Source organism: Paenibacillus macerans, from assembly GCF_050565405.1.
Classification (GTDB): Bacteria; Bacillota; Bacilli; order Paenibacillales; family Paenibacillaceae; genus Fontibacillus; species Fontibacillus macerans_B.
The window spans coordinates 1-11781 of record NZ_JBNYYG010000098.1 but is presented as its reverse complement, the minus strand read 5'-3'; the positions used below and the strand labels follow the sequence as shown (position 1 = coordinate 11781).

The following is an 11781-nucleotide window of genomic DNA, read 5'->3' as shown; positions in this document are numbered from 1 at the left end:
CTTTTCCCATAACTTAATCCTCTCCCTTATTTCCATTGTAAATCCTTGTAGGAGAGGACTCCAGTTTATTTAGGGGGCCTAGAGGCTTTTGCAGTTTTTCGTTTCTGCTGTGCTTGGGACGACTTCAAGATCGCGATCATCTGACTAGTCTTTCTGTACAAAGGATGCCTTGTTGGGCTTGATGCAATGCCAGCGGCTGGGAGGACGATATATGTGCTAAAGTTGCGATAATCGGCTTGCTGGAGCTTAAACGTCGTTGCAGTCCGTTGCGGAAACGGCGTAGTCTCGGGCCCTAATTAGGATGGGTATTAAGTCGCGAAATTCGCAATCTGGCGAATTTTGGGTTAGAAACGCCCTTGGGTCTGCCGATAAAGAAAATAATGGAGTTTACTATCGACAACGCCGGTGCGGAGGAGATCATGGGGAATTCAGCGTACCTCAAAAAATATGTAGAAAATCACCCGAACAACAAAATGGCCTGGTATTTGCTGGGCAAGGAATACGAAGCGAGCGGACAAGAGGGGAAGGCCCATTATTGCTACATTCAGGCGGGCAACGTTTACGAAGCTTTCGAATCGAGCAAGATCCCGGTACCGGAGGAGGTATTGTCCGGCTACAAGGCGGGGCTGGTGAAGGAGACGCATCGGCGGGAAAAACGCGGCAGCTTCCTGCGCAAATTCGGCCTTGCGCTGTTGATCGCTTTGGTGATGTGGATCCCGTCCGCCCATGCGCCGGGGGATCGGGAGGCGGCGCCTGCGTCCGCGCAGACCATAGGCGCGCCGGAGAGTGTGGAGGAGCCGGGCGCAGCAGGCGATGAGCGTCCCGTCCCGCCGGAAACGCCGCCGGTCGCGAAGGGGCCGGTGTTTACGGCGATCGGGTACGCCGCCGGGGAGACCGGTGCGCCGGCGGAGGCACTGGCCGGTTTGCTGGCGCTGCAGCAGCAAACCGGCGGCGCTCCGCTCGAGGCCGGCGTGCTGGGCATGGAGCGGGTCGGCAACTGGCTGGTCTGGTCCGACGACATGCCGGTGGTCTTCGGCCTGGAGCAGCTTCGGGATGCCGGCCGGACGACGCTCCAGGCTTATGATCCGGCGGCCTGCGATTGTACGCCGCCGGATCCGTCCGAGCTGAAGGCGGCCGCGAAGCAGTGGATTCCGCGCCAGGAATCGCTTGGCGTGCTGGCATCGGCGATGCTTCATTACAAGCAGGCCAAAGGCGCTTGGCCATCGAGGTTGCAGGAGCTGGCCGGCCCGTTTCCCGACAACTGGATCGCGGGAACCGATCCGGTGATGGAGGGCGCTTTTGGTCCGCTGCTGAAGCAGCTTCAAAGCGCCGGTTCAGCTGCGGCGGAGCAGGCCGGAGGCGTTATCCCCGCCTTGGCGGAGGGCATGGCTCCGGGAGGAAGGCCGTATTTTACCGAACCGTTTGAAATTCTCGTGGATACGAAGGCGCATGTGCTTGCGGTGGTAAGCGGAAAGAAGCTGGTTCGCAGCTACGCGGTCGGCTTGGGCGGAGACCGTACGCCGGAAGGGAATTTTGTCATTTCGGAGAAGGTGATAAACCCGAACGGAAAGGATAACGGGGAATTTGGCAGCCGCGGCATGCAGCTGTCGGATACGAATTACGCGATTCACGGGACGAACGAGCCGGACAGCATCGGCAAGGACGACTCCCAGGGCTGCATCCGGATGGGCAAAAAAGACGTAGAGGAGCTGTTCGATCTGGTTCCGAAAGGAACGAAGGTGACGATCGGAAAGGGGATTTTACCGACGCTGGAGAGCGTCCCGAAGGAGCGTTTTGCCCTGGGGCACAGACAGGATCAGACCAATCCCCACCGGACATACCATTGGCTTCGTTAGGTTACGTAACAATCAAGAGGACGGCAGTCGCAACGATAAGCACGGCGATGATGGATATCGACCAGATCAGTGCTTTCTTGTTGACTTCCTCCTTTTTTTGTTGGAGCGTAGGCGGTTTTCGTTTGGTTGACATGGTATATTCCCCTCTCTAACCTAGCTATAAATCCAATTGGCAAAGCGTTCAAGTCTATTGTAACTGCTTTCATTTCAAATTTCCATCTCCTCGTTCGCCATTTCACTTGACGGGAGTTTGAACTTTTCTTTTCAATCAGAAACAGCTAAACTGGTAATAGCAAAATAATGCAAAGGCATGATCGGAGTGAACGAAGAACGTGTTGTATCGCTTATTGGGAAAACCGGTGTTTTTCCGGATGGATCCGGAAAAGGCTCATCATCTTGTGATTGACGGACTACATACAGCGGCCCGCATCCCCGGCGCGATCCCGTTCATGCGCGGGATGTACGGCGTTCCGGAAATGCCGGAGCTGGCGACGGAGTTATTTGGAATTCACTTTCCTTCTCCGGTGGGGCTGGCCGCCGGTCTTGATAAAAATGCCGATGCGGTAGCGGGTTTCTCCGCGATCGGATTTGGATTCATGGAGGTTGGCACGGTAACGCCGCTGGGCCAGCCCGGCAATGACCAGCCAAGGTTATTTCGGCTTCCGCCCGAGGAAGCGCTGATCAACCGGATGGGGTTCAACAACCGGGGGACCGAAGCGATGGCGGAGCGGCTCCGGGCGCTAGCGCAGCGTCCGATTCCGGTCGCCGTCAACATCGGCAAGAACAAAACGACGCCCAACGAAGAGGCGTCCCGCGATTACGAGAAATGCATTTCGGCCTTATATCCGCATGCGGACTTCTTCGTCGTGAACATCAGTTCACCAAATACGCCGGATTTGCGTAAATTGCAGCATGGCAGCGAGCTTGCTTCGTTGCTTGCGGCCGTGACGGCCGAGATGCGCGCGCAAGCGAAGCGATACGGCAAGGAGAAGGCGGTCCTGGTCAAAATTGCGCCCGACGTCAGCGACGGAGAGCTGGAATATATGGTCGATACGATTCAGCAAAGCGGCGTCTCCGGATTGATCGCGACGAACACGACCCTATCCCGGGACGGGATTACGCATAAAAATGCCAAGGAAACCGGGGGGCTTAGCGGGAAGCCGCTGGGAACGAGATCGACGGAGATCATTTCCCGGGTTTACCGCCAGACGGACGGAAAGCTGCCGATCATCGGATCGGGCGGCATTTTCTCCGCGGCGGACGCTTATGGCAAAATCCGCGCAGGCGCCAGCCTGGTGGAAATATATACTGCGCTGATTTACGAAGGTCCGGAGATCAACCGCAAGCTGCACCGTGGGCTTAGGGAGCTGCTGCGGCGGGACGGATTTGCGCATATCTCCGCGGCGGTCGGTGCGGACCACCGTTAAGCCGCCGTTCAAGAGATTGTTCAAAAAGTCATCTTTTGATCACGAAGCAGGTCAAGAAGTGGAGGCATAAGGATGGACAATAGAGATTGGGGAACATTTCTGCTTCCGTACGAACAAGCCGTTGAGGAACTGAAGGTCAAATTCAAGACGATGCGGTCCGAATTGAAAAAGCGCGAGGAATACGCGCCGATCGAATTCGTAACCGGACGGGTCAAAAAAATATCCAGCATCCTGGATAAAGCGAAGCGCCTGAACGTGTCCATGGACGATCTGGAGACCGGGATCGAGGATATTGCCGGCATCCGCATCATGTGCCAGTTCGTGGAGGATATCCGCCGGGTGGCGGAATACATCCGGATGCGCAAGGACCTCAAGGTGCTGTACGAGAAAGATTACATTACCAATTATAAGGAAAGCGGGTACCGCAGCTTCCATATGATCGTGGAATATCCGGTGCAAACCGCGCTCGGTCAAAAAATCGTATTGGCCGAAATCCAGATTCGCACCCTGGCGATGAACTTCTGGGCGACGATCGAGCATTCGTTGAACTATAAGTACCGGGAAAGCCTGCCGGAGGAGATGCGCAAACGGCTGAAAAAAGCCGCGGAGGCCGCATTCGTGCTCGACAACGAAATGTCCAGCATCCGCCAAGAGATCCTGATTGCCCAGAAGAGCTTCGAGGACGATTCCAATATCGTGTCTTCGCTGCTGTCGGCGATCCATCAGCTGTATTTTTATCATCTGGTGTCCGAGGCGATCGATGCGCAGCGCCGGTTCGACATCCTGTGGGAAGCCAAGGACTTCGAAAGCATGAGGGATTTGCTGGTCGGGGTAAAAGGGCTGATCAAGCAATACAAGAAGGTGGAGGAGCCCGGCGATGAGCTTTGAGCCGCTGTATGTGGCGTATTTGGTTTATTTCAACCGGGACCGCGATTATTTCGAGTGCCACGAGGTGCTTGAGGAGTTATGGCTGGAGCGGGATCGCGACCCTTTTTATAAAGGGCTCCTGCAAGTCGCCGTCGGCTTGTTCCATGCACGGAGAGGCAACCTTTCGGGTGGAAGGAAAATGCTGTTGTCCGGCCTGGAGCGGCTCGCCGCGTATCCCGAACATACGCTGGGGATCGACCTGGGCCAACTGCGCCGGGAAACCGCCGATTATGCGGAAGCGCTTGGAGATGCGTCGGAACGTCCTTTCAAGTACTATGATTTGACGATCCGCGTAGTGGATTCGGAGTTGCAGCGTGCGTTGGAGCAGGCTTCGCCGGACATCGTCCCGAATATTCCCCAGCGGCGTCAGCCGCAGCGAGGCGACAAGCACGAGGAACGGCAACGGAAGCTGGAGCAAAGGAAAGCGGGACAGTGAATCCGAACGTTTGGCCCGTCTCCCCGATTAAGGGGGAGGCGGGCTTTTTGTTTTTTGAAGGATGCCGAACGCGAAACGCATAACACCAATATGTGGAAACGTTCCTTATTGGCCTGCACTGCCGCATAACCGAGGGATTATATACGAAAAATCGAATAGAATTCGCCGTTTCTGTCAATAAGCGTACGGCAGCGGAAGGCAGACGAGGGCTGATTCGGCGCGGGGGGCCGACGCTTTTCTTTTCGCGAAGAGGGGACGGCTATGGTACAATAGCATTGCTTTGGTAACCGAGAAGCTGCAACTGACAGAACTAAGGAATGGATGGTACAGGCATGGCGGTACAGATACCGATGGCTTTTTTGGAGCGCATGCGGGAGCTGCTGGGGAGCGAGTTCGACGCGTTCCTCTCCTCCTATGACAATCCCCGCTATGCGGGAATCCGCATCAACACGTTGAAAATCGCTCCGGATGCGTTCCGGAAGCTGGCCCCTTTTGAGCTTCGGCCGATTCCGTGGTGCGAGACGGGGTATTATGTGGATGAACAGATCAAGCCGGGCAAATACCCCTATTATCATGCCGGGCTGTACTACATACAAGAGCCGAGCGCGATGGCGCCGGTGGAGCTGCTGGACGTGAAGCCCGGGGAACGGGTGCTGGACTTGTGCGCCGCACCCGGCGGGAAATCGACGCAAATCGCGGGGAAGCTGCAAGGCCGTGGGATGTTGGTTACGAACGATATCAACGCGGAGCGGACGAAAGCGCTGGCCAAAAATATCGAGCTGTACGGCGTGCGGAACGCCGTTGTGCTTAATGAATCGCCGGAGCGGATCGCGCGGGCTTTTTCGCATTATTTCGATAAGATCCTGATCGATGCCCCTTGCTCGGGCGAAGGCATGTTCCGGAAGGACGAGGATATGGCCCGGCTGTGGGAACCGCATTGGGTCGATAAATACGCCGAGATGCAGCGGGATATTTTGAAAACGGCCGCGGATTTGCTGGCGCCGGGCGGGAGGATCGTATATTCCACCTGTACGTTCGCGCCGGAGGAGAACGAGGCGAGGATCGCGGAATTTGTGCGGGACAATCCGCAGTTTCGGGTCGTGCCGCTGGCGCGGGACGCCGGGATTGCCCCGGGGCGGCCGGACTGGCTTGAATGGTTGGAGAAGGGGGAGGAAGAACCGGTGTTTCCGTCCGAGTTCGCCGCGCAAACGGCCGGATGCGGACGGCTTTGGCCGCATTTGATCGAAGGCGAAGGCCATTTTCTGGCCGTGCTGGAGCTTCAGGGAGAAGGCAGCTCGAAGGAAGCGGCTGACGAGTATGATATAATCTCCTCAGAACGAGGCAGCGAAGCGCGGGGCAAACGCGGATCACGGGTGAACCAGCGCCCAAGGCAGGCGGCAGGCGGCGAACGAAAAGGTTTGGATGAGCGGGAGCTGCTGGGGAGCTGGCAAGCTTTCGCCCGGGAGCAGCTAAGCGCGGAGTTGCCCGGAGAGCCGTTGCTGTTCGGCGGGAACATCTATTTGTCGCCGTTGCCCAAAGAGCGGCTGGACGGCCTGAAGGTCGTCCGTCCGGGCTGGTACGTCGGTACGGTAAAAAACGGCCGGCTGATCCCCGGCCAGCCATTGGCCACGGCGCTAACCCCGGCGGAAGCGATCCGGGTGTTGGACTTGTCCGCGCAGGACGGCGAGGCTGTCCGATATTTGAAGGGCGAAACGCTGGAGGTTGGCGCGGAGCGGCTGCAGTGCCATGAAGGAGCCGGCCCCAAAGGGTATGTGCTGATCACGGTGGACGGCTACTCGCTGGGTTGGGGCAAATGGCAGGACGGCCTGCTCAAAAACGAATATCCCGCGGGTTGGAGGTGGACGTAACATGAGTTTTTCAGGCAAAAAAACGCAGCGGCTCGATAAAATTTTGGGCCATCTCGGTTACGGGACGCGAACGGAAATCAAAAAGACCGTCAAGCAGGGCAGGGTGACGATCAATGGCGCGGTCGTCAAGGATAGCGGCGTGCAATGCGATCCTGCCGCCGACGTGATCGAGCTGGATGGGGAGCGGATTTTTTACCGCGAATTCGTGTATCTTATGCTGCACAAACCGCCCGGCGTCATCTCGGCCACCGAGGACCTCCGGGAGAAAACGGTGCTGGATCTGCTTCCGGTGGATTTTCAGGTATTCTCCCCGTTTCCCGTCGGCCGGCTGGACAAGGACACGGAAGGGCTGCTGCTGCTGACGAATGACGGCCAGCTGGCCCATGACCTGTTGTCCCCGCGCAAGCACGTGCCCAAAACATACGAGGCCGTCGTGCTCGGCCATGTCGGCGACGCCGAAGCCGAGCGGTTTCGGCAGGGCGTTGAGCTCGACGACGGGTATGTCACCCTCCCCGCCGAGCTGAATGTCCTGGAGCATCATGCCGATACGGACGGAACCCGTACCTCGCGCATTCAACTGACGATTTCGGAGGGAAAATTCCATCAGGTGAAGCGGATGTTCGAAGCCGTCGGTTCGCAGGTCACCTACCTGAAGCGCCTCTCCATGGGCCCGCTCGTCCTCGACGAGACGTTGCCGTTAGGCGCATTCCGCGAGCTGACCGAAACCGAGCTGGAGTCGCTGCGGACGTATAAAAATTCGGCGAGAAAGTAAATAGGGGTCTGCGCCGTAGATAAGCGAATCCCGTAGGGAGAGCGCGGGCTGGCAGGCATGAGGCAAAGAAGCAGAAGGCCTTGCACCGAAGTAGAGCGGATTCCCGCAGGGAGAGCGGCTAGCAGCGCGCAGTAACTATATAGAGAGCCAACAAGCAGCAGTTCGAGCCCTGTAGGCGCTCCCAGCGTAAAGCGTGCCCGCAGGGCGACAAGCGGCTGCCCCCTCGCAAGGCTTGCCCGGGAGCGCCGACAGCAGCGGTGATGAGCAGCACGGTTTTCCAGGGAACCCGGGTGCTCCAAAAGTGAGACGTACCCGAAGGGGGAAAAGCGTTCCGTGCGCCCAAATGAAGCGAATCCCCGAAGGGGAGAGCGTGCAGGAGCGCCTTTGTCCCTCCCACGTTCGCCCAATTTGCGGGTATCCAAAGGGCGGCAGGCCCTTGGGGCCCTCCCTTACGGTAAGGGAGGGTTTGGGAGGGTTGAGTAAAGAAAGGAGACAGGAGATGAAATACAAACTGATTGCATTGGATGTAGACGGAACACTGCTTAACGACGACCACGAGCTGTCGCCGGGAACGGTCGAAACGATCCGGGCCATTGCGGAGCAAGGCACGGAATTCGTGCTGTGCACCGGCCGGGCCCCGGTCAACTCGATCCCTTTTATGCGCCAGATCGGTCTGGAAGGTTATGTCATTACCCATAACGGCGCGGCAACGGTGGACGTGCGAACCGAGGAAATCGTGCATGAATTCGCGATGAATCCGCACGGTCTGGAGCCGTACATGGAGTATTGCCGCAGGCACAACGTCCATTTCGACGTCAACACGACGTTTGCGCTTTACGTGGAAGGCGCGGCGGGGCTGAGCCAGGAAGCGCTGGACATGTACCATAAATTCATGATGGAGCCGGAGGAGCTGCCGGGCTGGGCCGATTTCAGCGAACCGATCGTGAAATTCACCGTCGCCGGAGATATCGAACAGCTCGATCACGTGTACGCGGACTGGAGCAAATGGACGCAGGAATTCAACATGCTGCGCAGCGGCGACTTTTTTATCGACCTCATGCATAAGGATGCTTCCAAAGGCGCGGCGTTGCAAAAGCTGGCCGAAAAGCGCGAAATCCCGGCCGAAAACGTGATGGCGATCGGCAATTATTTTAATGATTTGACGATGCTTACCTATGCCGGGTTGGGCGTCGCCATGGACAACTCCCCGCTGGAGGTCAAAGCGGCGGCCGATGCCGTTACGGCCTCCAACAATGAGGAAGGCGTCAAGCTGGCTTTGGAGAAATATTGCCTGGAAGGGTCGCTGCGGTAATGAACCAACTTGGGCAAGCGCAAAAATACCGGATACTCTCGAGAGTTCCGGTATTTTTGTTTTGTAACGGGCGAATAAGCCGTGATCCGGCAGACAAAAGAGAGAAAGTCGGTTATATTGTTATCAGTTAAATGTTGGAGATAGGGAGCGTTCTATTTTTATATGAGCAAAAATAAAATCGTCCCGATCGCCTTCCTCTTGGTCGGATTATTGGCAATACGAAATGGTTCAAACAGTTAAACGCCTTGTTTGAAGACAAAAAACAAAATGCCTTGTGGACATACAGCGAACAGGAGTGAACCGGCGTGCAGCCGAATCGCTCCTGTTGTTGCTAGATATGCTCGGCTTCGGCGCAATTCCGGCGTCTCTCCGGGCGGAACAGCAGCCAGGCGAGGCTCAGGCCAAGTCCCAATACGGCAAGCAGCAGCCCCGCGGCGAGGCCCAATGTCCTGGGAGCTACGGCTTCCAGCAGGAAACCGGCGGCGAACATCGTCGCGCCCATGATCGTATTCTGCAGGGTGGCGAGGCCGCCGAAGAACCGCCCCTGCCAGCCGGCGGGGATCAACCGCATCAGGATCGTTTCATTGCAGGCGTTGCCGACGCTGGTAATGACGGCGGATACGGCCAGCAGTAAAACCAGCAGGAGAAACGAAGGCGTTTGACTGATCATGATCTGGAAAACGCCCTCAAGCACCAGCGCAATCATGGCTGCCGTCCGCATATGCCGAGCCATTTTACCGGTCAATGAGGAGCCGGCCAGCATCCCCGCCCCGAGGGCTCCGTAGAGCAACCCGATGCCGATATCCCCCATATGGAACACCTCGGCGGCGTATACGCTGATCAGGATGTTAAATACCCCGTCGCCGATCGGCCAAACGGCAAACACGATCAGCATGAGCCGCAAAAAGAAAGAGCCGGCCAACAACCGGCGGAAATCGTCCGTCCGGCTTGTGCGCGGGTTAGAGGGCGAATCGGCGGAACGAGCGCGCTCGGTCTGTGCTTGGGAAGGCAGGGGATCATCGGTAAGCGCAATGGGGTTAGCGGCAGTATCCAGGCGAAACAGCAGTAATCCGGAGACCAGGAAGGACAAGGCATTGAGCATAAAAGCAACCTCGCCGCCAACCGCCGCCGCGATGATCCCGCCCGTCACGGAGCCGCCGATCAGCACGAAGCCGACCATGGCTTGCTCGAGGCTGTTGACCGCGAGAAGACGGTCTTTATGAACCAGCCGGGGGATAAGCGACATGCGGGCCGGGGCGTAAATCCCTTCGCCGGCGGACAAGGCAAACGAGCTGACATAGATGATCCAGACATCGCCGGGTTCATGAACGAGCAGCGGGGTTAACGCAAAAAGGCAACGGACCACGTCCGTGAACACCATGATCGTTTTTTTGGAAAAGCGGTCGGCCAGCAATCCCCCGAGCGGTCCGAACACAAGGTACGGGAACAGGCGGACGGCGAAGGTAATGCCGACGGCCAGTCCGGATCCGGTTAGCGACAACAGCAAGCCGAGGACGGCCACCTGGCTGAACCGGTCGCCGATGCCGTTAACCAGGCCGGCCGCAAACAGCCGGCAGTACGGTTTTTCCTGCCTCAACATCCTTATAAGAGTCATAGCCATGACCCCCCCTTTTCGCAAGTTAAGTTAATGTGATATTCATCTAATTTAATAATCATCTAATTAGTTGGCCGAAAAAATGGACAATGAGGCGGAAGGAAACATTCCTATTGTCCGATCGCAAAATGCTCAAAACGGATCAGGACGGGCTCTTACCCCAGATTTCCGGGGGATTCAGCTCGTAGATGCCGTTTTCGCGGTACATGAAATGGTTCATGATAAACTCGCGGCGAATCGTCGCAAAGTCTTCGTGGTAATTCAGAATGTACTCGTTAAGCTCCTTCTCCGGATATTTCCGGTGCGGTTTCAGCCCTTTGACCAGGCGTTCGAGCACGATCAGCTTTTTCTTCCGCTGGGCGGGCAGATGCTTTAAGGTGCCGTCTTTGTTGAAGAAACTGTCCAGCACCGCCGCCTTGCGCGCGGCTTCTTCGTTTTTGTCATCGGCTGCCGGGAGGGCCCTGCCGATTTTCAGGATCGCTTGGGCTTGGAGGGTCAGGCTTTTTTCGTTCAGATAGAAGTAGATCGTGTTCTTGTCGCGCCGTTCGTAGATCAAGTCGGCTTCGCGCAGCTTGGTCATATGATGGGTAATCGTCGGGGGCGTTACCCCAAGCTTCCCGGCCAACGCCTGGCCGTGGAGCGGACCGTTCTGAAGCAGCGCGATAATGCGGATGCGGGTTACGTCCCCCACCGCTTTATGGAAATTCACCAACCGGTCCAACTGCATCGTCATCCCTCGCTAATTCGATAATTGTTTAATTAGATGACCGTATTATTCCACAAAGGCACGCTTGTTGTCAATAGCCGCTGATCGGGGAGGCGTTCGGGCAAAAAAATGAGCGGAAGAATCCCGCAGGATTCATTCCGCTTTAGTTAGTCATACCATTTATACCAGCAGGGCACGGGAAACGATAACGAGCAAGATGAACAGCACCAGAATGGCTCCCGTCGAAGTGAAGCCTCCTCCATAGATTTCTCCCATTGTTACTCTCCTCCCTTACATAAGGATAGGTTTCCCGTATTTCACGAGATACCGTATTGTATGTCAGGGCGGGCGATGGGGTCTGGACTTCCGTCTATTTCGCCAAAAACGGGCGGAATCCCTAATGCGTGAGACGCAGCCCTTTGGGGAGATGGTTTTTGAGCTGGCCGCCGCTGGCTTTGCCAAAGCCCAGCGGGAAGCTCTCGTCGCCGCAGGCGATGGTCACGAGATGCCAGCCGCGCAAGGAGGCCGGCACCTCGAGCGTTTCGCCGCGCAGAAAGGCGGCCGCGGCAGGCGAATCCTCGCCCAGCGTCCATAGGCGCGGGGCGGCTTCGGCCGCGCCGAGCGCCATCGCCAGCGCGTGGGCGGGATGGAACCGGCCTTTGCGGACGTCGCCGAGGTGCAGCCCGGCGCGCGGGACCTTCAGGCCGGTCAGGTGGTCCGGCGACAGCGCCAGGCTGCCGCTGGCCGGCAGCAGGTACAGCGCCTCGCCGAAGAGGAGCGGCGTGCCGCCGCCGGGAAGCGCGAAGGCGGGCAGCTCGTCCGCGGCCCAGGCGCGGAAGGCGTCCCAGGCCGCGGCGGTCTC

General features: G+C 57.5%; 12 protein-coding genes. 7 read left to right on the top strand and 5 right to left on the bottom strand.

All coding sequences use genetic code 11. The annotated features are described in order from the left end of the window. Positions 1–419 precede the first annotated feature (419 nt). Positions 420–1856, top strand: coding sequence for a L,D-transpeptidase family protein (locus ACQ4N8_RS27680; RefSeq protein WP_430707591.1), 1437 nt, complete (start codon positions 420–422; stop codon positions 1854–1856). A 1-nt stretch (position 1857) separates the two neighbouring features. Here the strand turns inward: ACQ4N8_RS27680 and ACQ4N8_RS27675 are convergent, their stop codons facing one another. Continuing rightward, entirely contained in the window at positions 1858–1989 is a 132-nt protein-coding gene (locus tag ACQ4N8_RS27675; RefSeq protein WP_430707590.1) for a hypothetical protein, read from the bottom strand. Positions 1990–2188: 199 nt separating this feature from the next. Here ACQ4N8_RS27675 and ACQ4N8_RS27670 point away from each other — a divergent pair, with 199 nt between their 5' ends. From ACQ4N8_RS27670 to ACQ4N8_RS27645, 6 genes are all read left to right on the top strand, one after another. Beyond that, positions 2189–3283: a quinone-dependent dihydroorotate dehydrogenase gene (locus ACQ4N8_RS27670; RefSeq protein WP_430707589.1), complete on the top strand. Its 1095-nt coding sequence runs from the start codon at positions 2189–2191 to the stop codon at positions 3281–3283. Between the two features lie 72 nt (positions 3284–3355). Continuing rightward, complete coding sequence (locus tag ACQ4N8_RS27665; RefSeq protein ID WP_430707588.1) at positions 3356–4171, top strand: GTP pyrophosphokinase; 816 nt, start codon at positions 3356–3358, stop codon at positions 4169–4171. Continuing rightward, positions 4161–4646 (top strand): DUF309 domain-containing protein, encoded by a 486-nt coding sequence (locus ACQ4N8_RS27660; RefSeq protein ID WP_430707587.1) that lies wholly within the window; start codon positions 4161–4163, stop codon positions 4644–4646. Before ACQ4N8_RS27665 ends, ACQ4N8_RS27660 begins: the two co-directional genes overlap by 11 nt. 332 nt (positions 4647–4978) lie before the next feature. Next, entirely contained in the window at positions 4979–6514 is a 1536-nt protein-coding gene (locus tag ACQ4N8_RS27655; protein ID WP_430707586.1) for an RsmB/NOP family class I SAM-dependent RNA methyltransferase, read from the top strand. 1 nt (position 6515) lies between these two features. Next, positions 6516–7286: a pseudouridine synthase gene (locus ACQ4N8_RS27650; protein WP_430707585.1), complete on the top strand. Its 771-nt coding sequence runs from the start codon at positions 6516–6518 to the stop codon at positions 7284–7286. A gap of 499 nt (positions 7287–7785) precedes the next feature. Beyond that, on the top strand, positions 7786–8598 hold the full coding sequence (locus ACQ4N8_RS27645; RefSeq protein WP_430707584.1) for a Cof-type HAD-IIB family hydrolase: 813 nt from the start codon (positions 7786–7788) through the stop codon (positions 8596–8598). Between the two features lie 331 nt (positions 8599–8929). Here the strand turns inward: ACQ4N8_RS27645 and ACQ4N8_RS27640 are convergent, their stop codons facing one another. The 4 genes from ACQ4N8_RS27640 to ACQ4N8_RS27625 form a co-directional block, all read right to left on the bottom strand. Continuing rightward, on the bottom strand, positions 8930–10213 hold the full coding sequence (locus ACQ4N8_RS27640) for an MFS transporter (RefSeq protein ID WP_430707583.1): 1284 nt from the start codon (positions 10211–10213) through the stop codon (positions 8930–8932). Positions 10214–10355: 142 nt separating this feature from the next. Further along, positions 10356–10940 (bottom strand): metalloregulator ArsR/SmtB family transcription factor, encoded by a 585-nt coding sequence (locus tag ACQ4N8_RS27635; protein WP_430707582.1) that lies wholly within the window; start codon positions 10938–10940, stop codon positions 10356–10358. A 159-nt stretch (positions 10941–11099) separates the two neighbouring features. Beyond that, complete coding sequence (locus tag ACQ4N8_RS27630; protein ID WP_430707581.1) at positions 11100–11195, bottom strand: YjcZ family sporulation protein; 96 nt, start codon at positions 11193–11195, stop codon at positions 11100–11102. A 121-nt stretch (positions 11196–11316) separates the two neighbouring features. Next, positions 11317–11781, bottom strand: a 465-nt coding sequence (locus ACQ4N8_RS27625) for an RsmF rRNA methyltransferase first C-terminal domain-containing protein (RefSeq protein WP_430707580.1), incomplete at its 5' end; no start/stop codon positions are given.